At 35.8% G+C, this 23,350-nt stretch carries 24 protein-coding genes and 3 pseudogenes; 16 read left to right on the top strand and 11 right to left on the bottom strand.

Annotation, left to right across the window (positions count from 1 at the left end):
* Positions 1 to 53: 53 nt before the first annotated feature.
* Both gltS and hutG read right to left on the bottom strand, forming a co-directional pair.
* Positions 54 to 1,238, bottom strand: coding sequence for a sodium/glutamate symporter (gene gltS, locus B1B04_RS10090; protein WP_079561337.1), 1,185 nt, complete (start codon positions 1,236 to 1,238; stop codon positions 54 to 56).
* A complete protein-coding gene (hutG, locus tag B1B04_RS10095; RefSeq protein WP_079561338.1) occupies positions 1,238 to 2,200 on the bottom strand; it encodes a formimidoylglutamase in 963 nt (320 codons plus the stop codon). The genes gltS and hutG overlap by 1 nt, the downstream gene beginning before the upstream one ends.
* 140 nt (positions 2,201 to 2,340) lie before the next feature.
* On the opposite strand from hutG, the gene B1B04_RS10100 reads away from it, so the two are divergent.
* From B1B04_RS10100 to B1B04_RS10130, 7 genes and pseudogenes are all read left to right on the top strand, one after another.
* On the top strand, positions 2,341 to 3,228 hold the full coding sequence (locus B1B04_RS10100; RefSeq protein ID WP_079561339.1) for a LysR family transcriptional regulator: 888 nt from the start codon (positions 2,341 to 2,343) through the stop codon (positions 3,226 to 3,228).
* A gap of 326 nt (positions 3,229 to 3,554) precedes the next feature.
* Positions 3,555 to 4,790: an acyl-CoA dehydrogenase family protein gene (locus B1B04_RS10105; protein ID WP_079561340.1), complete on the top strand. Its 1,236-nt coding sequence runs from the start codon at positions 3,555 to 3,557 to the stop codon at positions 4,788 to 4,790.
* Positions 4,787 to 5,563, top strand: a complete 777-nt coding sequence (locus B1B04_RS10110) for an SDR family oxidoreductase (RefSeq protein ID WP_079561341.1) — start codon at positions 4,787 to 4,789, stop codon at positions 5,561 to 5,563. Before B1B04_RS10105 ends, B1B04_RS10110 begins: the two co-directional genes overlap by 4 nt.
* Positions 5,564 to 5,575: 12 nt before the next feature.
* Entirely contained in the window at positions 5,576 to 6,619 is a 1,044-nt protein-coding gene (locus B1B04_RS10115; RefSeq protein ID WP_079561342.1) for a phosphotransferase family protein, read from the top strand.
* A 365-nt stretch (positions 6,620 to 6,984) separates the two neighbouring features.
* A pseudogene (locus tag B1B04_RS26695) lies at positions 6,985 to 7,358 on the top strand (DUF2975 domain-containing protein).
* Positions 7,346 to 7,520 (top strand): annotated as a pseudogene (locus tag B1B04_RS10125) (helix-turn-helix domain-containing protein). The pseudogenes B1B04_RS26695 and B1B04_RS10125 overlap by 13 nt, the downstream one beginning before the upstream one ends.
* Before the next feature lie 55 nt (positions 7,521 to 7,575).
* Positions 7,576 to 7,797 (top strand): DUF3955 domain-containing protein, encoded by a 222-nt coding sequence (locus B1B04_RS10130; RefSeq protein ID WP_079561343.1) that lies wholly within the window; start codon positions 7,576 to 7,578, stop codon positions 7,795 to 7,797.
* A 54-nt stretch (positions 7,798 to 7,851) separates the two neighbouring features.
* Here B1B04_RS10130 and B1B04_RS10135 read toward each other — a convergent pair whose 3' ends face one another.
* The gene (locus B1B04_RS10135) at positions 7,852 to 8,337 is read right to left on the bottom strand and encodes a tetratricopeptide repeat protein (RefSeq protein WP_079561344.1); all 486 of its coding nucleotides are present in this window, start codon (positions 8,335 to 8,337) and stop codon (positions 7,852 to 7,854) included.
* Positions 8,338 to 8,654: 317 nt separating this feature from the next.
* Here B1B04_RS10135 and B1B04_RS10140 point away from each other — a divergent pair, with 317 nt between their 5' ends.
* Positions 8,655 to 9,500 (top strand): alpha/beta fold hydrolase, encoded by an 846-nt coding sequence (locus tag B1B04_RS10140; RefSeq protein ID WP_079561345.1) that lies wholly within the window; start codon positions 8,655 to 8,657, stop codon positions 9,498 to 9,500.
* 106 nt (positions 9,501 to 9,606) lie between these two features.
* Here B1B04_RS10140 and B1B04_RS10145 read toward each other — a convergent pair whose 3' ends face one another.
* Both B1B04_RS10145 and B1B04_RS10150 read right to left on the bottom strand, forming a co-directional pair.
* Positions 9,607 to 10,047: a ribosomal maturation YjgA family protein gene (locus B1B04_RS10145; protein ID WP_079561346.1), complete on the bottom strand. Its 441-nt coding sequence runs from the start codon at positions 10,045 to 10,047 to the stop codon at positions 9,607 to 9,609.
* A 102-nt stretch (positions 10,048 to 10,149) separates the two neighbouring features.
* Complete coding sequence (locus tag B1B04_RS10150; protein ID WP_079561347.1) at positions 10,150 to 10,722, bottom strand: GNAT family N-acetyltransferase; 573 nt, start codon at positions 10,720 to 10,722, stop codon at positions 10,150 to 10,152.
* Positions 10,723 to 10,967: 245 nt separating this feature from the next.
* On the opposite strand from B1B04_RS10150, the gene B1B04_RS10155 reads away from it, so the two are divergent.
* Positions 10,968 to 11,726, top strand: a complete 759-nt coding sequence (locus B1B04_RS10155) for a class I SAM-dependent methyltransferase (protein WP_079561348.1) — start codon at positions 10,968 to 10,970, stop codon at positions 11,724 to 11,726.
* 123 nt (positions 11,727 to 11,849) lie between these two features.
* On the opposite strand, the gene B1B04_RS10160 is transcribed toward B1B04_RS10155, so the two are convergent.
* Positions 11,850 to 12,605 carry a DUF1266 domain-containing protein gene (locus B1B04_RS10160; protein WP_240518265.1) on the bottom strand — a complete coding sequence of 252 codons (756 nt, stop codon included), beginning with the start codon at positions 12,603 to 12,605 and terminating at the stop codon, positions 11,850 to 11,852.
* 403 nt (positions 12,606 to 13,008) lie between these two features.
* Here B1B04_RS10160 and B1B04_RS10165 point away from each other — a divergent pair, with 403 nt between their 5' ends.
* Positions 13,009 to 13,854: an MBL fold metallo-hydrolase gene (locus B1B04_RS10165; RefSeq protein ID WP_079561349.1), complete on the top strand. Its 846-nt coding sequence runs from the start codon at positions 13,009 to 13,011 to the stop codon at positions 13,852 to 13,854.
* Between the two features lie 183 nt (positions 13,855 to 14,037).
* Here B1B04_RS10165 and B1B04_RS10170 read toward each other — a convergent pair whose 3' ends face one another.
* From B1B04_RS10170 to B1B04_RS10175, 3 genes are read right to left on the bottom strand one after another with little or no spacing between them, the layout of a single operon-like run.
* Entirely contained in the window at positions 14,038 to 14,940 is a 903-nt protein-coding gene (locus B1B04_RS10170) for a sodium:solute symporter family transporter (protein WP_346426988.1), read from the bottom strand.
* The gene (locus tag B1B04_RS26565) at positions 14,922 to 15,314 is read right to left on the bottom strand and encodes a sodium:solute symporter family transporter (RefSeq protein WP_346426989.1); all 393 of its coding nucleotides are present in this window, start codon (positions 15,312 to 15,314) and stop codon (positions 14,922 to 14,924) included. The genes B1B04_RS10170 and B1B04_RS26565 overlap by 19 nt, the downstream gene beginning before the upstream one ends.
* Positions 15,314 to 16,630, bottom strand: a complete 1,317-nt coding sequence (locus B1B04_RS10175) for an aspartate aminotransferase family protein (protein ID WP_079561350.1) — start codon at positions 16,628 to 16,630, stop codon at positions 15,314 to 15,316. The genes B1B04_RS26565 and B1B04_RS10175 overlap by 1 nt, the downstream gene beginning before the upstream one ends.
* Positions 16,631 to 16,909: 279 nt before the next feature.
* Here B1B04_RS10175 and B1B04_RS10180 point away from each other — a divergent pair, with 279 nt between their 5' ends.
* From B1B04_RS10180 to B1B04_RS10195, 4 genes are all read left to right on the top strand, one after another.
* A complete protein-coding gene (locus B1B04_RS10180) occupies positions 16,910 to 17,809 on the top strand; it encodes a LysR family transcriptional regulator (RefSeq protein WP_079561351.1) in 900 nt (299 codons plus the stop codon).
* Positions 17,810 to 18,063: 254 nt separating this feature from the next.
* Positions 18,064 to 18,612, top strand: coding sequence for a PadR family transcriptional regulator (locus B1B04_RS10185; protein ID WP_079561352.1), 549 nt, complete (start codon positions 18,064 to 18,066; stop codon positions 18,610 to 18,612).
* Between the two features lie 64 nt (positions 18,613 to 18,676).
* Positions 18,677 to 19,372, top strand: a complete 696-nt coding sequence (locus tag B1B04_RS10190) for an ABC transporter ATP-binding protein (protein WP_240518266.1) — start codon at positions 18,677 to 18,679, stop codon at positions 19,370 to 19,372.
* Between the two features lie 11 nt (positions 19,373 to 19,383).
* A complete protein-coding gene (locus B1B04_RS10195; RefSeq protein WP_079561353.1) occupies positions 19,384 to 20,094 on the top strand; it encodes an ABC transporter permease in 711 nt (236 codons plus the stop codon).
* A gap of 206 nt (positions 20,095 to 20,300) precedes the next feature.
* Here B1B04_RS10195 and B1B04_RS10200 read toward each other — a convergent pair whose 3' ends face one another.
* A complete protein-coding gene (locus B1B04_RS10200) occupies positions 20,301 to 21,500 on the bottom strand; it encodes an alpha/beta hydrolase fold domain-containing protein (RefSeq protein WP_079561354.1) in 1,200 nt (399 codons plus the stop codon).
* 412 nt (positions 21,501 to 21,912) lie between these two features.
* Between B1B04_RS10200 and B1B04_RS26700 the strand changes: the two are divergent.
* Together B1B04_RS26700 and B1B04_RS10210 are read left to right on the top strand one after the other, a co-directional pair.
* Positions 21,913 to 22,426: pseudogene (locus B1B04_RS26700) on the top strand (VOC family protein).
* Complete coding sequence (locus tag B1B04_RS10210) at positions 22,419 to 22,796, top strand: VOC family protein (RefSeq protein WP_079561356.1); 378 nt, start codon at positions 22,419 to 22,421, stop codon at positions 22,794 to 22,796. Before B1B04_RS26700 ends, B1B04_RS10210 begins: the two are co-directional and overlap by 8 nt.
* Before the next feature lie 161 nt (positions 22,797 to 22,957).
* Here B1B04_RS10210 and B1B04_RS10215 read toward each other — a convergent pair whose 3' ends face one another.
* A complete protein-coding gene (locus B1B04_RS10215) occupies positions 22,958 to 23,329 on the bottom strand; it encodes a cupin domain-containing protein (RefSeq protein ID WP_079561357.1) in 372 nt (123 codons plus the stop codon).
* Between the last annotated feature and the right edge of the window lie 21 nt (positions 23,330 to 23,350).

Genomic DNA, 23,350 nt, shown 5'->3' on the forward strand with positions numbered 1-23,350 from the left:
ATAAAATAAGGCCGTGCAACTGTCTAATAAAGACAATTGCACGGCCTTATTGATTATTTAAATAGATTAATAGTCGTGATAATAATTGGAATACCGAATACGTCGATTAAAAACGCTCCTACAATTGGTACGACAAGAAATGCTTTTTTCGATGGACCGAAGCGTTGGACAACTGCTGACATATTAGCCATCGCATTTGGCGTTGCCCCTAAGCCGTGTCCTGCAAAACCGGCAACCATAACTGCAGCATCGTAGTTTTTACCAAGAATCTTAAATAATACAAAGATACTAAATACGACAATGAAGAATACTTGCGCGAAAACAATAATGAATAATGGAAGTGCTAAATCAGCGATTTCCCATAATTTAATACTCATTAGTGCCATAGAAAGGAAGATCCCTAATGTTACATCGCCAATTAAAGAAATGCTTTTCATGTTAATCGCTTCAGGGTTTATTTTATCCATAATATTGCGCACTAATACAGCTACAAACATTGCACCAACATAGCCAGGTAGTACGAAGCCAGTAGCTTCTGAGAATAATGTTCCAACATATGTACCTACTGCCATACAGAACGTGATGAATAATACTTGTGTAAAGAATGAATCAGATGTAATTTGTTCATTTTTATTTTCAAAATCAACTTCTTCAGTTTCTTGTTCATCTGGCGTTAAATTGTATTTACCAACTAAGTACTTTACAATAGGACCACCGATTAAGCCACCAGCAACTAAACCACATGTAGCTGCTGCCGCACCGATTGTCATGGCTGAAGAAATACCTAAGTCTTCTAATGTTTGTCCAAATGCTGCAGCGGCACCATGACCGCCTTCCATAGAAACAGCGCCAGCCATCATCCCGATTAATGGATGAATCCCCATTAGTGATGCAAGTGACACACCAATAACATTTTGCATTAAAGCTAAGAAACCACAAGCTAACCAATAAATAACTAATAATTTTCCACCAAGCTTCACAAGTTTAAAGCTTGCCCCTAAACCAATTGTTGTGAAGAAAGTAATCATAAATAAGCTTTGTAACGACGTATCAAGCGAAATTTCTATGACGTCAGTTGTCTTTAGAATAGTTGCTAATGCGGCGAACAGTAAGCCACCAACAACTGGCGCCGGTATACAAAACCTTTTTAAAAACCCGATTTTATTGATAAGCCAGCTGCCCAATGCGAATAGGGCAACTGCTAGAAATACTGTTGTAATTTGATTGAATTCGATCATTAACCATGTCTCCTAAGTAAGTGATTTAGTGCTTCATAAACAAAATAAGCACCTAATTTAACTGTGTGTCCGTTCTCATCCAGTGAAGGGTTTACCTCACAAATATCAAAAGAATGTGTATTTGGGTGCGAAGTTACTGTTTGAAGTATTGTGCGAACAGTTTTTGGATCTAGTCCAAACGGTGATGGAGCACTAACTCCTGGTGCAAATGCAGCGTTTAGCACATCCATACATAACGTTAAAAGAATATAATCATGACTATCCATAAATTGCTGAAGATCATTTAAGGTTTGCGCCATATTTTCTGGCGTCAGGTTATCTTCTAACACATAATTTACATTCAACTCATTGGCTTTATCAAATAGCTCTTTTGTATTACCGTAACGTTGTATGCCTAGAACAAAGTAATCGGCATGTGGATCCTGCTCTAAAATCTGACGGAACATTGTGCCGGACGATGGCTGTTCATCATATGGTCGTAAATCGAAATGAGCGTCGATATTGACGATCCCTATTTCTGCATCTTTAGGTAAAGCTGAGCGAACGCCTAAGTAATGTCCGTATAGTGTTTCGTGTCCTCCGCCAAGCACGACACATTGTAATTTTTTGTTTAGCAATGTTTTGACAATTTCACCGAGCTCACGCTGTGCTTCTTCTAATGCATGATTTAGACAAATAACGTTACCGACATCTATAATTTGCTGTTCATCATCAAATGTCCAAGGTAGGCTAGATAATGCCTCACGCAGAGCATTAGGTGCACTTGCTGCGCCTATACGTCCTTGATTACGACGTACACCTTCCTCACAAATAAAGCCAACAATTCCGGCATGGTGATTATCTGAAGCATTGACATCATTAATAGGAATTCTTTTTACTTTTTGATGTAAACGAAAACTACTCGTATTAGTAGTTGAATCTATACGACCTTTCCATTGTTTTTGATCTGTCATTGTATACATATCAGTATCAACTCCGTTTCCAATATTATTGTAGTGAAAATATTGTTATGAATAAATTATATATTCGCATAATTATAATATCTAATATATAATTATTATTAATCTATAGCTTTAAACTATAAATGGGAAGGGATGTTGTTGTGGATATTAAACAATTGCAATATTTTATAGCAGTTGCGGGGCAAATGAATTTCTCGAAGGCTGCTGAAAAACTGCATATTTCTCAGCCTTCTCTAAGTAATGCTATTAAAAAATTAGAGCAAGAAATTGGTTCACCGTTGCTTGAAAGGAATACGAGAAATCTTCAATTAACAGAGGCAGGTGAGCTTTTATATGAACGAGCAAAAGTTATATTGAAAAACATGGAAGTTTTAAAAATTGAAATGGATGAGGTCATTGTACGTGGTACGAGCGAAATAACGATTGGCATAATGGAATCGATTAAGCATTGGCTCCCAAAAGTTATTACAGAGTATAAAAAAGAGTACCCAGAAATGATGATTCATCTAGTAGATATTTTAGGGAGTAAGCGTGTTGAAAAATCGCTTAAAAGCTATAAAACACATTTAATTATTACAAATCAAATCATGGATGATGAGGATCTCGAAGTTAAATGCTTATATGAAGAGCGACTTGTAGCCGTTTTACCATTAAATCACCCATTAGCAGAGAAGGAAAGGTTGACGATCGCCGATTTAAGTGAGGAGCCATTTATTATTAGTACAGAGGGCTTTCAAACGAGACAAGACATTTTAGATGCATTCGCAAGGGCTGACAAAAACATTAATATACAATTTGAGATTGAACGTTTTGAGACAGCTGTGTCTCTTGTTCGTGAAAATTTAGGGATTACCATTCTACCTGAAAATTATTTAAAAGGTCCTACCGCTAACACGATTGTACAAAAAGAAATTGATTGTCCTAATTTGCGACGAAATGTGTATGTAGTGTATTTAAAAAATCGCCATCTACCTTTAGCTATTCGTCAATTGCTTACAGATATTATGGCAGTAGGCAAAACGCTTTAAAATGTGAAAGACTAATGTAATTAAGAAGAGTAACTTCTTTGAATGAGAAGTTACTCTTTTTTATCTTCACGTACTGATATTAAAAGAAGCTATTACGATTTGAATATACATATTATGGTAAAATAGTTTTTGGCTTGTGTTTTATTATCGTAATGTGATGACTTATTCGCTTGAAATATTGTCTTAAGTATGAATTTTCTCTATAATTCAAATTTTTTATTAATAGACATTGATTTACAATAAATATAGCGGTAACATTTAATGTAAGAATAAAAATGAATATTCATTCATTTGTCATTTTGAGTTCAAACAAAGGGGGCTTTTTTATGAACTTTTCTTATAGCAAAAAAGTAGTAGAACTGCAAGAGAAGCTGACAAATTTTATGGAGCAATACATTTATCCGAACGAGGCAGTGTATGCTGCACAAGTAGAGGCAATGGAGGATCGTTGGGGAGCGATTCCACCAATTATGGAGGAGTTAAAGCAAAAGGCAAAAGAAGCGGGCTTATGGAATTTATTTTTGCCAGATAGCGAATATGGAGCAGGTTTGACGAATTTAGAATATGCACCATTATGTGAAATAATGGGACGCTCTTTACTTGCGCCAGAAGTGTTTAATTGTAATGCACCAGATACGGGAAATATGGAGGTACTTGTGCGTTACGGCTCAGAACAGCAGAAAAAGCAATGGCTAGAGCCGCTATTACGTGGAGAAATACGTTCCTGCTTTGCAATGACTGAGCCAGCAGTTGCCTCTAGTGATGCAACAAATATCGAGGCAAGCATTGAACGTGATGGCGATTATTATATTTTAAATGGACATAAGTGGTGGACAACAGGAGCTGGGGATCCACGCTGTAAAATCGCCATTTTTATGGGGAAACATAAAGATACTACAGCACCTATTCATGAGCAACAGTCGATGATCTTAGTGCCGATGGATACTCCTGGAGTGAAAATTGAGCGTATGCTTACTGCATTTGGCTATGATCACGCACCTGAAGGACATGGTGAGGTGACGTTTACGAATGTTCGAGTACCTGTTGAAAATATATTGTGGGGAGAAGGCAAAGGCTTTGCGATTGCGCAAGGTCGTTTAGGGCCAGGTCGTATCCATCACTGTATGCGCCTGATTGGAGCCGCTGAACGTGCATTAGAAGAAATGTGTGTGCGTGTAAGTGAGCGACACGCTTTCCATCGAGCGCTCGCAGACCAAGGTGTGATGCGCGAGCGTATTGCGGAGTCCCGTATTGATATTGAGCAGGCAAGGCTCTTAACGTTAAAGGCGGCGTATATGATGGACACAGTAGGGAATAAAGAAGCGAAAGCAGAAATTGCTATGATTAAAGTAGTGGCGCCAAATATGGCATTAAGAGTGATTGACCGAGCGATTCAAGCATTCGGTGCTGCTGGAGTAGGACCTGATACGACGCTTGCTGCACAATGGGCAAATTCTCGTACATTACGATTAGCAGATGGACCGGATGAAGTGCATCGTAACACAGTTGCTAAGCTGGAGCTTAAGAAGCATGCCAAAAAACAAGAGGAGCTGGTGAAATGACGGTACTAGATTTATTTAGCTTAAAAGGGAAAACGGCCATCGTAACTGGCGGAGGTCGTGGTCTTGGAGCTCAAATCGCACAAGGCTTTGCAGAAGCAGGTGCCAACGTTGTACTTTGCTCAAGAAAGGTTGAGGCATGCGAAGAGGTTGCGGCAGAATTAGCTGATTTAGGTGTACAAACATTAGCGCTTGACTGTGATGTAACAAAGCCAGAAGATATAGCGAATGTAGTGACAAAAACGCTTGAAACATTCGGCCAAATTGATATTTTAGTTAATAACAGTGGGGCGTCTTGGGGTACTCCTGCCGTTGAAATGCCATATAAAGCTTGGCAAAAAGTCTTCGATGTTAACGTCAATGGTACATTTTTAATGAGCCAAGCTGTTGGCAAAATAATGCTAGAACAAAAGAGTGGAAAAATCATCAATATCGCTTCGGTTGCAGGGCTTGGCGGTACACTACCTGAATTCATGGATACAATTGGTTATAACGCAAGTAAAGGCGCGGTCATTACGCTAACAAAAGATTTAGCCGTAAAATGGGGACCATATGGCGTTAATGTGAATGCGATTGCCCCAGGATTTTTCCCAACAAAAATGTCAAAGGTTTTAATTGAGCGCGGACAAGATTATTTAATGGGCGTGACGCCTTTAAAACGATTAGGAACTGAAAATGACCTAAAAGGCGTTGCATTATTTTTAGCCGCGGCTGCCTCAGATTATATTACGGGGGATGTCATAGTTGTGGATGGCGGTATGAGCTCAATCATTTAAGGGAGGGGTATAATGGATACGATACAAGTAAGGGCAAGTGAACGTATAGATGAAGTGAAATTACACTCATTTTTAAAGAGTCAATTTCCGGAATTACCAGAGGGGAAACTAGAAATTTCACAGTTTAGTGCAGGACATTCAAATTTGACTTATTGCCTAAAAGTAGGCGAATTTGAAGTGGTTCTGCGACGGCCTCCACATGGACCAGTCGCCAAAAAAGCGCATGATATGAAACGTGAGTTTACGATTATATCGGCATTACATCCATTTTTATCTGCAGTACCTAAACCGTATGTGTACGTGGACGACCGAGATATAATCGGCAGTGATTTCTTTCTAATGGAACGCAAAAAGGGTATCGTACTAGATACTCATTTTCCATCTGGCACTGATAATACGGAGGAATTAGGACGTCTCGTTTCGGAAAAGATGGTTGATTCACTTGTAGCTCTTCATGCAATACCATATAAGGAAACGCAATTAAAAGATATGGTGAAGCCAGAAGGATTTATGGAACGACAAGTACATGGGTGGATTGAGCGCTATGACAAAGCGAAAACGGCAGAACATGCTGAAGTAGCAGCGTTGACTAAGTGGTTAGAGGACCATGTACCTTCTAATGGTGAAGCAACTATTATTCATTATGATTACAAGCTTAATAACGCTATGTTTTCCAGCGATTATTCTGAAATGATGGGTCTTTTTGATTTGGAGATGACAACTGTAGGGGACCCATTAGCAGATTTAGGGGTAGCTATGAGCTATTGGATGCATGCAGATGATCCAAAAATGCTGCTATACGCATTTGGAGAACCACCAATAACGACTTTAACAGGGTTTTATACGCGTAAGGAATTCATAAACCGCTATGCTGAGAAAAGCGGACGTGATGTTTCGGCCATCGATTATTATATTACATTTGCCTACTTTAAATTAGCTGTAATTTGTCAGCAAATCTATTATCGATACGTCAACGGTCAAACAAAAGACGATCGTTTTGCACAAATGGATAAAATGGTAGCTGCTCTAATTCATCAGGCTTCCAAAGCACTATAACTATAAAAAATAACGGTTGCTTGTCCGAGCAGCCGTTTTATTATTGTCAAAACAACAGATTATCCGACATTAGTTTTTATATTATTAAGATGTATTCTCGCACCCAATTTATTTTTATAATAAAATATTCCCGTGAAAAAAATTAAGGGAGTGCGAATATATGTTCTTATTTTATCATATTTCATTAATCTAGCAAGCATTTTGGCTAAAAAGGGGAAGGTATATGCAGTTACAATAATTATTTATTGTTTTACGATAAATAATTATTGACTTGGAATGAATGACAAGATAATATGTCATTAGCAAGTTATGAACAAAGATAATTATCAAGATGGTTAAAATTGATAATTGTATTATTGTTCGGTATTTATATAGGGCCACAAACAGGCAAGGAAGATTTACTAGACAAAGAAGAACTACAAGCACTATATAATCCATTTATTGCATTTGGATAACGTGGATTCCATTTTTATTGGCTCTAATCAAGATATTACGGACTCGAACGCAGATTAATTAAAAATACTAAGTGTGTTAGCCATGATCTAAGGTGTCTTATATGTAGCTGCGTTACTTTATATTTTTTCGGTTGGTAGCTATCACGCGAATGTCCTAGATTTTATTCTTTGCAATCGTCATCTCAGTCTTTACTTCAATGCTTTCTTATTTAGTAAGAAAAGCAAGTGAGATAAAGCAGGATAATGATCTAACGATTGAGGTGTGTAAACGATGGTTATCATAGTAAATCTCGATGTCATGCTGGCCAAAAGAAAAATGGTGTGTTACAGAATTATCAGAAAAACTAGGCAATACAATGGCGAATGTTTCTAACTTGAAAAATGGGAAGGCAAAAGCCGTTAAATTTCCTACATTAGAAAAAATATGCGAAGTTTTAGACTGCTAACCAGGTGACATTTTGGAATATAGAAAAAATGAGGATAATGAATAATAGGAGAAGAATGATGAAAAAATATATACTTGCAACTTTACCGATTTTAATAGGAATTTTATGTTTATTTACGAAGGGAATTATCGGGGATGAAATACTGCCAGATGGAACACTCATAGAAAGAAACTTCTTTTTAATTCCTTTAAGTTATTTATTTTTCTTTAGCGGTATAATTTCATTAGTATTTGTTGCAATTATTTCTACCGATAAAAAGACAAATATTGTGAAGTAATATGAAAAGATCAGGTTACCAAATAGGAGCCTGGTCTTTTCTGCGTGTATTTTGTTATTCCCACGTTTGATCAAGTTTATCACTGTAAAACTTTATGGCTTTACGATAGTCTTTTATACCTTCATCATTAGTAGTGTCAACTACTGTATTTAACAAAGTTTCCATAGCCTTTGAATGTTCCCTAAGATTATAGAGAGTCATTGCATAAAATACCTTTACATGTTCGGCTTCGGGAAACTCACTTATGGCTTGTTCAAAAATACGTTTTGCCTGTTCATATTGCCCTAACGTACGATAAGTACTTCCTAATCCTACATAAGCATCTAGTAAAATTTCTGATTCGAGCCCTAGTTGAATCGCTTTTTCATAGTGGGGAACAGCGTCATTTTCTTTTCCTAATGAATCATATGTCCATGCACATTGAAATTGGTAATATCCATTTTCAGGCTCTTCTTTAACTAGTGCTACCATTAATTGATTTGCTTCTTCCAATCGACCATTTTCCCGCAAGGTTATGATGTGTTGTAACTGTTTATCCATGTCCTTGTATCCTCTAACTTTCTATATTTTTCTAATATTTAATAATTTTAAACTACTAAATTTTTATTGTATACTTGATTCACATTTTTAAAAATTTTACTTTTCGATATTATCAGGCATTTTGGTAGAGAAAAATAGAAATAGTATTGTTCGATAAAAGGCTTTTTAAATTACATATAAAATAATAATGAGAGGTGAGGTAGGATGCTGGAGCGTTCTATGGAGAAAACACGGGAACGTAAAATAGAAAGGGAGTGATAAAAAGAAGAGCATTAAAATATGGCTCTTCGATATAAAAAGAAAAGAGGACGATTATAATGAATAGTTATCAAAGCATTTTAAATGAAGGTTTTGAATTGAAATATTGTGTGAAGGGACAAGGTAAGCCAATATTGGTAGTGGGTAGCAGTGTATATTATCCACGCTTGTTCTCGGAAAATTTATATAAACAATTTCGATTTATCTTTTTGGATCATAGAGGGTTTGTGAAGCCACCACGTGCTTTAAAGAAAGAAGATTATACTTTGGATAAAATTGTCGAGGATATCGAAGCAGCAAGACAATTATTAAAGCTTGAGGATTTTATCATTTTAGGACATTCTGGACATGCATTTATGGCGATTGCGTATGCCGAAAAATATCCTCAAAATGTTCTGAAGGTCATTTTATTAAATTCAGCACCGACAAACAGTCAGGAGAGACAGCAGCAAAGTTTTTCATTTTTTAATGAGACGGCTAATGTTGAACGAACAAAACAATTTGAGCATGATATTGCTTTGTTAGAGAATGATATTCACAATGATCCAGAGAGAAGATTTGTGCATATGTGTATTCGTATGGGAGCGCATAGCTTTTATGACTACACGTTCGATGCTGCTTATATGTGGGAAGGCGTCTATACAAATATGGATGTTATTGATTATCTTTGGGGTGTAGCTTTTGCTGAACGAAATCTAATCCAATCTATGGCTCATTTAGATAAACCTATTTTGGTAGGGTTAGGAAAGTATGATTATTTAGTCGCTCCTGTTTCACTTTGGGATGTAATTAATGATTCATTTGAAAACGTGAAGAAGCTCATTTTTGAAAAAAGCGGCCATAACCCAATGTTTGAAGAACCGGATATTTTTGATAAAGAATTAATCAATTGGATTAATGAATAGATGATGACCATTCCTCATATAGGTTTGTAATAAAGATTGATCATTTAAAATATGGTTTATTAATTTAACCCTAAATATAAAATCGCTAAAGACTTAATATAATTCTCTAGCGATTTTCCATGTAACTTCGAAGCCTTAATTTAATTGCCGCTGTATCCAAAACAGTAGCGATTATGATCCCCGCTGTATATCGAACCAAATCCTCTACAAGAAAGCCTTTGCCAAGTATCAAAGCCCCGAGCGTAGTCCCACGAATCTGATTAATCCAGTCTTCCTGATATAACTGGCTAAATTCAATGCCGAAGCTAAACAAAAGACTGAGCCAAATAGCTGTGAGGACGCTTTTACCCACTAGCAACAATCGAAATCCGAAATAGACCATCATAGCCCATAGTATGTCTCCTGCGTTCTGCGCTACAAATGACGGGAGTAGGGTACTCCAATTTCTTGAAGCTAAGCCGAGTGAAATGGTGATAACAATAGCTATCAAATAAGTTACTCGTATTTTACGGTATTGCAAGTTGATAGGTTTATGCCCATTAGTCAATAGAACCACTCTTTCGGTTGTTAATATTAATCCATTATCTCATAAATGATGTCCGAAAGAATTATCTGTATAAGCACCTTTGACGAAAGAGTACCTAATTATTTAGTTCACCATGTAATCTTCTTTAAGCAAACTGTATACTTCTAAATCTACAACACCTTTACCAGACCATACTTTAGCTTGTCTCAAAAGTCCTTCTTTTAGAAAACCCTTTTTTAGGAGAATCTTTTTAGATGCTTCATTTAACGGCATTACTTCGGCCTGTATTCGATTTATATTAACTTCCTCAAATAAAAATTTGACAAGTATGTTAACCGCATCAGATGCAAGGCCTTTACCCCAATAGTCCTCTGCTAAATAGTAACCAATCGTCACCATATTCACTTTTTGATTAAATTCCATTGCTTCTATAATACCTACTAATTGATCGCTATGAGATTTTTGAAAAATGCCCCATTTAACTATGCTTTCCTTCTTGTAATCTCTATCAAAATGCCCAATCATTTTATTCACTGTTTGGATATTATGTTTAGGGATTATCCCGCAGTATTCAAATACTTTTTCATTATCATAAATTGCAAATAGTTCCTGTAAATGTGCATTTTCAATTTTTTTTAGTACTAGCTTTTCGGAGTTTAATAATGGGAACTCTGTAAACACTTTTTCTTTATTCATAGCATTCTCTCCTTATTTTTTAATGAGCACAAGAACAGCAGTAAGGTTCTTCTTACTATTATTAATTTTTCGGGCATTAAGAAAATATTTGTAAAAAATAAAGTAATTATGTATAATTTTACTATATTCTTTAAGAAAGTGAGTGATTAATTATGAAAGTCAGCTCTATTTTTTCATCAAACATAAATAAGGTGTGGAAGAACTAAGTATAATAGTTCTTCTGCAAAAAAATCGGAGGAATTACTTTGTATAGTTATTACGGTCCATTATGTACAGAACTTTATGATTTGACAAAACCAGTAGGATACTCTATTGGTGGGGATATTGAATATTATCTTGAACGACTAAAGGGAACTAAGGGAAAAGTGCTTGAAGCGGGGGTTGGTTCTGGACGCTTCTTAATTCCTTTACTTGAAAAGGGATATAAAGTTGAGGGAATTGATTACTCACCTGAAATGTTAGATTTATGCAGAAAACGTTGTGAAGAAAGAGGATTCATGCCAAATCTATATGAAGGTAACTTGAGCAACTTTTCAATAGACTCGAAATTTGAAGCGATTGTTATGCCTACAGGTTCTTTATGCTTAATAGAGAATTCAAAAGATGCAATGGATGCATTAAAATGTATGTATAATCATTTGATACCTGGAGGACGCTTAATTGTAGACTTGCTTTTACCTACAGACTGGCGAACAGGGGAAACTTCTTCATCTTACTATGAAATTTCGAAAGAGGAAGGAATTGCATTAGAAAGAAAAGCCGTTGAAATGAACTGGATTGATCAATATACGCTAACCGTTTTGAAATATGAAAAATGGAGAAATGGTAAATTAATAGATTCAGAATTACAAAGATTTCCGTTGCGATGGTACGGAATAGAAGAATTCCAGCACATTTTAACAAGCTTAGGTTTTTCTGATATTACTTGTTCAGCTGAATATATTTATAATAAAAAGCCTTCAAAAGAGCATTCATTAATTACATTTGAAGCTGTTCGTAAATAAGTAAACCTGCTAGATTTTAGCTAAGAAAGTAGCTAAATATCTAGCAGGTTTTTGTTTTAATCATCATTTATTTCTTTGTACTCTAAATAGAATACACTCTTGGACCTTGTCCAATGTTAAGTTTTAGACTTTTTGTACCGCTGATCGATTAATACTAAATTCATTCCAAATCGAGCCATCTTCTTTTAGCAATTCTTTTCCACTCCAAATGATGTCGTAAATGTCACCCTCGTAAGCAATGGCACGACCAAATGCAAATGAAATAAAATAGTCATTCCATGATTGGAAGAAATGGCTGCCGGTATCAGCTGCTCTCGCAATATAGCCCCATGCCTGTTCTTCGGTTAAATAACCAACTATGTAGCTCCATCTTGCAATATTTACAGCTCGGTCAAAATCCCATGCGGCAATAGTGTCCACACGGTCATAGTCTGATTTTGCAAAGGAAAGCTGCTTCATCATTACTTCTTGCGCAGATTCATAGCATTTCTGTGATTTGCCCACTTCTTCCTCTGTAAAAGTCTGGCCAGCTTTCAACGCCATAAAGAGCTCGTCATACCTTGCACGATGTCCTTCCATAAGAAGCCATTCTAAGGTTTCTACAGCCTCCTCTGGATTACTAACGTCCCAGTATGAAGAAAGACCTTCTTTCAATGTCTCGTGATCTACCTTCACTGGCAGTATCCGAGGAGACTCAGACCGGTAAAGAGCTATATTGGCACCGTAGGCAAGCAAATGCTGTTTCTCTTTCGGTAAAGGGTTAGCCGCCTCCATTTCTAACTGTGATTTTTTTGCGTTTTTCACAATTCGTTTGCTCGCAATAATTAAACCAACAATAAGTAAAACCACAACAGCTACAATAATTCCTACAATCTTCAAACTACACATTCCTTTCCGTGTTTTTATTTGGCGAAGTTTAAACAAGAATCATTTACTTCGAACAAAATACAGTAAAATTATACATTTATAGGTAGAGATATACAATGAAACTATTTTATTACTTATAGGTGAAAGTGAGGATGATATTTGTAGGTGTAAAGAATATGGCACGAGTGATTGAAAGGCACTAAAGATAGGGACATGAAGCAGAAGGTAGCTCTTAACGTTTTTTACTAGGTGAAATGGATGCGGATTTAAGCTACTTTTCAGCGAGTACTCAAACAGTCGCTGAAAGAAATTAATGCTTTAGGAAAATATAAAACCCATTTTTTTCTTGCTATATCTTTACTGTATAAAGGAAAAATATGATTGTCTACAATTCAATGAGGAAGTAGGGATTTCCATGCATGAAAATATGCACTATGGTAGCGACTTTAAATATATTCCTGCGACATCAATTTGGAGTGGTGATGGTGTAGAAGTTTTGCCTGATTTATACCAACATACGATTCAAATTGTTAATATTGTACTCTTCGGTGAACCTCATAAGAGAGAGTTCGTATTAATTGATGCAGGCATGCCAAAAAGTGCAAAGGAAATTATTTCGATAGCCGAGGAGAGATTTGGATCAAATAGCCGACCTAAAGCGCTAATTTTGACGCACGGTCATTTTGATCATGTTGGGGCGATAATTGATTTAATTGAACACTGGGGTATGCCGGTTTATGCACATTCTTTAGAATTACCTTATTTAACAGATATAAAAAATTACCCTAAACCTGATCCTAGTGTAAATGGTGGCCTACTAGCAAAAGTTTCATCCATTTTTCCGAATGAAGCGATTAACTTAGGAAACAGAGTTGAGGCACTTCCTTCGGATGGTAGTATTCCATTTATGGATGGTTTTCGTTGGATTCATACGCCGGGTCATACGCCAGGACATATATCATTATTTCGTGAAGAGGATCGAGCATTAATTGTTGGAGATGCATTTGTTACGGTTAAACAAGAGTCGCTCTACAAAGTGTTGCTACAAAAAAAGGAAATTAGCGGGCCGCCGCGATACTTTACGACGGATTGGCAAGCAGCTTGGGATTCTGTAAAAAAATTAGAGGCTCTAAAACCTTCAGTAGCTATTGCAGGACATGGATTACCAATGAAGGGGGAAGAGCTTACGAGAAATTTGCATAAGTTAGCTAGTGAATTCGAGCAGATTGCTTTACCTAATCACAGCAAATTTCTGAATTAACATAGTAAAGGTCACTTTGCATGATGGAAGAAAAACTAGGGATGTCATGATGCCGAAGAAATTCTTTATGAAAATACTTTTTGATATTCATAAAAAAACTGCATCTCCAATTGTTAGATGTGTTTAACTTTTGGAGTGCAGCTTACATTGAGTTTGTGTGAAATTGGTATTTTCTATAAATGTTCACTTGTAAATTGTTGTATTTTTTTTGTTCATCTCAATGTTATTTTCGGGAATAATAAGCGTGAAACCTACAATAACGACGAGTCCAGTAATTAAACCATAAATAATTGGTAGTGTAGAAGTAATGCCAAAAATTATAAATGAAATAAAGACAACTAGTGAACTAGCAATTATAGAGTAGAAAGCAGCTTTACTTGTTACACGTTTCCAATAAAGGCCGACGATAAGAGGTACGAAGATAGCACCTGATAAAATTGCGTAGGCCATGTCTAATGCCACTAGTATGTTTTGAATCCATACAGAGAAAATGATGGCTAAGACACCTAAGCCAAGGATGACCATTCGCGATGTATTGATGATATCTCTATCAGTCATATCTTTTTTTACGTACACCTTAATAATATCGTTGGTGATAAGTGTCGCAGAGGCAAAAATAGCTCCTGAAGCATTTGACATAAGTGCAGAACAAACACCAGCAAGAACAAGTCCCAACAAGCCTGGTGGAAGAATTTCTAATGCAAGACTAGTAAAAGCAGATTGAGTTTCCCCTAGATTTGGAAGTAGGACAAGTGCACACATACCCACTATACTTAGTACTAGACCATATAAAACACTGTATACACCAGCTGAAATAGCACTGCTTTTCGCTACCTTTTGACTTCTCGCTGTAAATACACGCTGCCAGATGTCTTGAGAAACCATTAAACCAAAGAAGTACAATAAAAAGTATTGGAAGATTCGGTCCCAGCCGATATTTGTAAGGCTTAGATGCGCTTCTGGCACACTACTAAATAGAACTGTTAATCCTCCGACACTGTTTACGCTAAACGGGAACATAATGAAAAATACACCGATAGTCATGACAATAAATTGTATAATATCGGTTAAGGTAATACTCCACATACCCCTGTAACAATCGCACTAATAAGCTGAGTTCCTTCACCAAAGCGCTTTCCTAGTAACTGACTAATAGTAAAAACCTCATACCCACCAATTTTATTAACGACGAAAAGACCCAAGGCAGCTATACCAAAGCCCATCATCGAAACAAACCAAAGACCAGAAACCCCATAATCATAACCTAATGTCGTTGAACCCATCGTAGCTGCACCACCAATAATAACAGCTGCTAAACAACCAACGTGGCTGTAATACCCTAGACGACTTCCTGCGAGGACAAAATCTTTTTCTGATTTCGCTTTTTTAATTCCGATTATTCCTACAATTATTAAGGCACCAAAATAAAGAACAAGAACGAAAGTATCCAATATATTCATTAATACACCCCCGAACTTAATTCTAATTCGTATTCAGTAATTGCTTCGTCTAGCAAGGAAATTCCTAAGTCTAAATGTTCTTTATCAATATTTAATGGGGGCATCATTCGAATTACTTCTCCTTTATTACCGCTTAAATAGTAAATAACCCCTTTATGCAGACATTTCTCTAGGATATTCATTAACCCCTTACCATTGGGTTCTTGGGTTTCTGGATGAATAATTTCAATTCCTAACATCAAACCAATTCCACGAACTTCACCAATCGTGTGATGTTTTTCTTTTAAGAGTATTAATTTATTTAATGCATAGTCACCTAATATTCTTGCATTTTCTACTAAACCTTCATCTTCAAGAACGTCAATTGTAGCGCATGCGGCCGCACATGCGATAGGATTTCCACCGAATGTAGTACTATGACTTCCAATTGTCCATTGTTCCATTAATTCCCTTGAAGCTACTGTTGCGCTAAGGGGTAGTCCGCTGGCAATTCCCTTTGCAATCGCCATAATATCAGGGATCACATCAAATCGATTTGCTGCAAACCAGTCACCAGTTCGACCAAAACCAGTTTGAACTTCATCAAAGATTAATAATATTCCGTAGCGGTCACAGATTGCTTTTATTTTTTGTAACCATGCTTTTGGAGGGATAATATAACCGCCTTCTCCTAGAACAGGCTCTAAAATAACAGCTGCCACTTCATCTGGAGACACTTGATGATTAAATAAACGTTCAAAATCTTTTTCAACGCGTTCTGACCAATATTCATCATGGTTTAAACCTGCTGGTGTTTCCGTTAATTGAGCATATGGTAATTGATATGTCATGTTCGCTCCGACTGGTAAACTCTTTCTGTATTTACTTTTTGATGTAGTGAGGCTTAAGGCTCCCATCGTTCTTCCATGGAATCCTCCAAGGAAAGAAACAACGTAAGGTCTCCTAGTTACATGTCTTGCTAATTTTACGGCACCTTCAATTGCCTCTGCTCCACTATTTCCGAAGAAAAAACAATCTAATGACTGTGGGAGAATCTTTCTCAATTTCTTAGCTAATAGAATAATTGAATCGTAATTTATAATACCAATAGGACCATGAACTAAATAATCAACTTGATTTTTAATCGCAGTAATGACCTTGGGATGTCTGTGCCCTGTATTTTCTGTAGCTATACCAGAAGTAAAGTCTAGATACTTTTTACCGTCGACCCCTATATAAAATAATCCCTCCGATTTAACTACCTGTAAATTTGGAAAATCCTTCGCCATTGTGGGCGCTAATAAGCCTTCTTCATTTATGTTTTTCCAATCAATCATAAACTCATCCCCATTTCGTTGGTGTTGAAAGAATTTTCTCTTAATTCAGAAAATACGTCAAATGCCTACTATAAGAAATATTAATAGTTAAAAGATTGTTGATAAATATTATTTGAAATGGGATTCCTAAAATTGTAAATAGCTAAAGTGGAAATAATTGGAGTTAAATACATCTCATTTTCTTAAATGGAAGTAGGAGAATTATTACTTTATAATGGAAATACATCTTTGGAGAAAATTCATTTTGTGGGAATAAGGGGAAAGTAGACGGTGATATAGATGGAACTAAGGAATTTAAAAACCTTTCAAGTAGTCGCAGAAGAATTAAATATCACAAAGGCTGCCAAAAGATTAGGATATACACAGCCAACTATTACGTTACAAATACAGTCTTTAGAAAAAGAACTGAATCACACTCTATTAACAAGAGTTGGTAAAAAGACGTTGCTAACAGCTGCTGGAAAAAAGTTAAAAGACCATGTCGATAGCTTATTTATCTTTATAGATAAGTTAGAAAAAGACATGGAAGAACTACATGGACCGTCTGGCATTCTAACGATTGCTGCCTCAGAATATTATTGTACGCAACATCTTTCGCCGATTGTAAACGCTTATTTGGAAATATACCCGACTGTGAAAATAAGCCTTCTACCACTAAACAGTGTACATGCTATCAAAAGTGTGCGAGACCATGTGGCAGATATCGCCATTATTGCGAATGAGTGTAATGATATCGATATCAGTAAAACTTTTTTAGAAGAGGAAAAGGCTTTTTTAGTTGCTTCGTCTGAAATTTGCAAAGAAAGAAGTTTTCATGAAATTATAAGAGAAGCTACTTTTATCTCCTATGACTATCATTGTAGTTTCAGCAATATTATAGAACAATACTTCAAAAAAGCAGATTTTCAACCTCAGTCCACTATTATGGTTGGGGGAAGTGATGAGATGATTAAGCGTGCCGTGTTGAACGGAACAGGCTATGCGATTTTAGGTCAAAATGCTATTGAAAATGAAATACAGGACGGTTCGATCAAGATCCTCCAACATGTTTCAGAATCAATAATTACATCAGCTATAAATTTAAAAGTTCGCTCAGATGAACCGAATATACTAACGTTTCATGAATTTTTACAAAACGCCTGGCCAGTTAACGATAACCTTAAACAATCATTAGGTTAATTTGCAAAAAAGGGAATTAGAAAATAGGAAATAAATTTTTTTAAAAAAAGAGCTGTAGCAAATAAATTTGCTACAGCTTGAATTGGTACATGCCCCTTTGATGGCGCAATATGATATATTCTATCATAAAATAATTTATTATAGCGAATTTAGATTTTTCCGACATTAAAAAAGAATTATAAAGATAATTGACAAAAAAATCAAAAAACGGTATATTCAACTTATTCAACGTTGAATATAAAAAGGTGATTATTATGACAAGGCTATTAGTTCTTGCAATGTTGGGGCTAAAACCAATGACTGGCTATGATATTAAAGTAATGCTTGAATTAAATGACGCTGAACGATGGGGTGGTGTGCTAATCGGCTCTATCTATAATGCTTTAAAGAAGCTTGAAAAAGATGGCTACATAGAGGTGGCTAGCATTGAATCCACAGGTCATAGACAAAAAGCAATTTACCAAATTACCGAAAAGGGCAGGGAGCATGAGCAAGAATTAATTATCGAGGCTCTGGAAAAATCCTCTGTAGTTTACCCTACAACTTTGTATTCTGGTGTATCCTTTGCATTTAAACTGCCAAAAGCTAAAGCTGTGGAAGCATTAGAAAAGCAGAAAAAAATTTTAGAGCAAGAAGAGCAGGCTATCAATGCTGGCTATGAGGCGAAATTGATTGCTATGCAAGGAGAACTGCCAGCATTAACACAACTAGCATTTGATAATATGCTAGAAATTGTGAAAGTGCAGACAAAATTTGTACATCAAGCTATTGATATTATGAAAAAAAATAACTCCCTCGAATGAGGGAGTTAAAAAATACCTACATGATCAACGTTGAATATACAACAATAAGTAAAGGAGAGAAAAAGTGAAAAAATTAATTAGCGCTAGTCAATTAATGAAAAGTTATAAAACTAGATGTGTCGTTGATCATATAGATGTTGATATTAATGAGGGGGAGATAGTAGCTTTAGTGGGCACAAATGGTGCTGGTAAAACAACAACTATCGGTATGCTTCTTGGCATTATTCCTCAGGACAGTGGAGCAATTAAATACTGGACATCTGAATACAAAAAGGAAATAGGTACGCAGCTTCAAACAACACCTTTTTTCGAAGGCTATTCTGTAGAGGATAATCTGAAATTATTTGCTGCATTTTATGGAGTTTCGCTAACAAAAATGCTGATAGATGAAAAACTTGCAGCTTTTGATTTATTGCAGGTGAAAAAAATGCCTGCTATTAAACTGTCATTAGGACAGCAAAAGCGCCTGGCAATTATCGTGACAACTTTGCATAATCCTAAACTTGTGATTTTGGATGAACCTTCTGCAGGATTAGATCCAAGAGGACAACGAGAAATTCAACATATCATTAAACGTTTAAAAGATAGCGGGGTTTCCGTCTTATTTTCTTCCCACGATATGTTGGAGGTAATGAATGTGGCTGACAGAGTGTTGATGATGCATCATGGAAAAATAATTGCAAATGGTTCACCTGATAGTTTAATGGAGCACTACCAAACTCAAAATTTAGAAGAATTATTTTTTGAATTGACAATGTGAGGAGTGAGAAAATGAAGGCTGTTTTCGTATTAAATTTGAAATCGAGTATTAAAGATATGTATTTACTATTTTGGTCAATATTAATGCCATTTGCTGCGATTATTGCGCTAAGGTTATTTGTACCGAGCTATGCAGGAAATTATGTAGAAGGAATCATTGCTGTGAGTGTATTTTTTTATTCGTTTATGACCACTGCTTTTATAGCGTTATCGCAAAGAAAAAGAGGTGTCTATAATTTACTTCACGCTACACCTATGCCTTTATGGAAATATATCATTAGTATTTCGAGTTCGTGGGCAATAGTTGCCATTATTTTATCTTATATCGTGCTTTTATTTTCTATCGTTATCAATCGTCTAGATATATCTTTTAATACATTCTTATATATGACACCGATTATTTTAATAGCCTCATTAAGTTTTGTTTTTTTAAGCTTTTTTTTATCAAGTCTCGTGAAGAACGAGGGACATTTAAGTATGACTGCCAATGTACTGATGATACCAATGTTACTTTGTAGCAATGCATTTTTTACAATGGAAAAGGCGCCAAACTTTATACAATATATTAGTCTGATAAATCCATTCGAATGGTTTTTAAATGGGATTAAAGCTGCATTTATAAATAACTTTAGTACATGGGGAGCATCTTTATTCCTTTTAATAGGATGCCTAGCATTGACACTTATTATTTCATTAAAAACATTCAAGTATAGTGACCAATAATTGTTCAAAGGAAATTATAGTTAAAAAACGTAAAAAAAGTAATGACCAGAACTCGAGATGGAGTCTGGTCATTTTGTTATTTGCTCCAGCATGCACAACAACTCGGTGGTGGAGTCCACTACAGGCAGGTTACTTCATTACGTTTTTTGCTTAACAGGGGTGCTCTTTTAAATGTCAACTTTATCTACAATTTTTTCTGTAGCATGTTATTTGTTATATTTCTGAAGGAATGTCTTGAGCTTCTCGAACGTAATTTGGGTATTCAAACTACCTAGTACTCCATCATAAACATGTTCAGCTTTCGGAAGATAATAGATCTCATGAGGAACATGATTCATTGAAAGTTCCTTGCCCAATATTTTAGCTTGTTCTGTTGGGACAAGACTGTCGCTCGTGCCTAAAAACATAATGGTAGGTGGTGTGTGTTCTCCAATATAATTGATAGGAGAAAGCTTTTGATAACGATCAGGAAATTGTGAAGGTGTGCCCCTTATATACTCTTTCATAACATTTTGCACATAGCCCGGACTCGGGTTATTCTCATAAAATTTTGTCATATCTGACGGTCCATAAAAATTTATCACAGTATTAATAGGTACTGATGGTACATTGGTGGACGGTAGTAAAGTTGTGTCTCCTATACTATAAGCAGCGAGCATAGCTAGATTTCCACCTGCTGAATCACCCATTAAGTTTATTTTTTTAGGATCAATTTTGTAAGTATCCGCATATTCTACTACCCATCCTATTGCTGATTTCACATCAGCTACCTCATCTTTCCATCCTGCTTGGGGTGGCATGCGATAGTCTATATCAAAAACAGTAAATCCTAATTCACTTAACCATTGATTCAAATAAGGGGCACTCGCTTTACTACCCTCAACCCATCCGCCTCCATGTACCTTTATAACAGCTGGAGTACGTGTGTTTTTCAATTTTTCATTAGCTGGCCACATATCAAGCTTTAACTCAACGCCATCTGTAGTTTTTCCGTATACGATATCTTTTGTAAACTTTGATGATATTTCTGTTTTGTAAAAAAAGTGAGAGTAAAGTGAAACTTGAACATTTTCTTTTTTAGCATAGTTCTTCATTTCCATAATTGGCTCCACATTTAGAAATACATTTATTATCAATAGCGGAATCAACATGAATTGAGCGATTTTAGCTTTCTTCCATAAAGCAAGTATTAATAGCACTATGATAAAAAAGGTTAAGATTAATAAAAACCATGGAGAGTACAATGCAAGCGTTCCAAGGAAACCAATTACACTAAGAATATTAGTTGTATGAAAAATGGCATACGTAATCATGGCAGTAAGAAGTGTTAGTACTACTGAAATGCCTGTTAATAGCCACTGCAAAAAACCTTTAGGGCGCCATAAGGTTAATTGTTTTTGTTCCATATTTCAAAATTCCTCCATACTAAAGAATAAATTTTATCTTCGACAGCACACATCTTTCTATGAATCAAATACACTTGGATATTAAAGTGCCTTATACAATCCTCTTTCTATATAATATATATAGAGAATCAATTTTATATTTGTAAAGAGTTAATCTACAGAAGAGGGAATACTCATTCGAGTTAGTGTATGGGGAGAATCTTTACTGTTTTTATTGGGTTGCCTAACTTTGACACTTAGCATTTCATAATGACCAGAACTCGAAATTGGGTCTGGTCGTTTTAGACTGTAGACAAACACAACTTCAAATCAAACTTAGCATTTTGTAAGGATGAAATTGTAGCACAGGCGTAAAAGGATATAAAGGTAGAATGTGGGATAATTTACCGGATAGATTCAAGAGGGCGAGTAGATGGGTGAAAAGTTAATTAGAATAGGAACTTCATATATTCCAGTAGCAATGTAGAACGGTGATGTGAATGGTATGTAAGTAACTGGGGGCAGAACGCTGTTACCAGAATAGTGATAAGGCAATTGATAATTTTGCCAATCAACGTTTTTTTCTTGTGAAATCCATGAACAATCAAAGCTCAAATTTTATTGACGATTAAGTGCATTAGAGACTATTCGTAAACGTTTTAACTTCTTTCAGCAGGTGTTCAAACACCTGCTGAAAGAAGTTAAAACCTCCGGCGGATATCACGGAATTGGAAAGGAGTTTTTTGTGCAAGCACAAAGCCGATTCCGGACGCAATTATGCCGAGACAGAATTGATCGATAAAGGAATTAAAGTTGAAGGAATTGAAAATAGGGGCCATGCGGGAAGAAATTTTGTTTTTTATGATGTAGACGGAAATAAGTTTGATGTGTGGAGTGAGCTGAGCCGTATTTTTAAAGAAAATTATAAGGGGGGAAAGTATGAGTAAACCTATATTAAAAGGAGTAGAAGCAATATTTATTCCAATTAAGAACCCCGAACTATCTGCAAAATGGTACGAGGAGAAACTAGGATTTTCTCTTTTATACTTAGAGGAAGGTGCTGCAGTAATGAAAATTGATGCAGAATCTCAAACTGTTGTTTGTTTAGTAAAAGTAAAAAATCATTTACCACTAAATTTCCCAGAAAATTATTTTGGGGTAGGGAAGTTCTTTAATTTTATTACACAAGACATTGAAGAAACATACCAATCATTAATTGAAAAGAATGTTAAAGTTAATGAAATAGATGGAGAAGGTGAGACGAAATTTTTTACCTTTTATGATCCAGACGGAAATCCACTGGGAGTTTGTCAATAAACTATAGAGAAACACTATTAATTGAATAGTAAATTTAAAGAGGGTCACCTATAATAAGTGACCCTTAGTAACAAAGCTTGGGAGGTGTAAGACTAAACCATCTTACATTACTAAAATATGATAAGATGTTATTCTTGCATAGTTAATTGCCTGAGAAATATTCAGAAAATATCGACAACCAACTTTAGAGGCATGAAAGCTGCGGGATTTAAGTGTTCAGATTCTATCACGATGCCAGTTAATCCTTTATCCGATTTTGTTTCATGCCATTCGTCCTTCTCCCAAAAAATTGCGTCACCAGGCTGGACTTGAAAATATTGCTCTTGTTCATTTTTTACAAATCCTTCTCCCTCTATAATTAAAAGAAGCTGGGGAACTACTGCTTGATGATAGCCAATTACACCGTTTTCTTCTAAATACATACATCCGATACTAGCTGATGCTTCAGTGTTGATAATTCGAGACATAATAAAATTTGACTTAAATTGTGTTATATTTTTGCCGTTTTCTTTAGACAATTGATAAATTTTCATTTGATGACTCCTCCAAACTTC

The organism is Lysinibacillus sp. KCTC 33748 (assembly GCF_002237755.1).
In the GTDB taxonomy this organism is placed as follows: Bacteria; Bacillota; Bacilli; order Bacillales_A; family Planococcaceae; genus Lysinibacillus.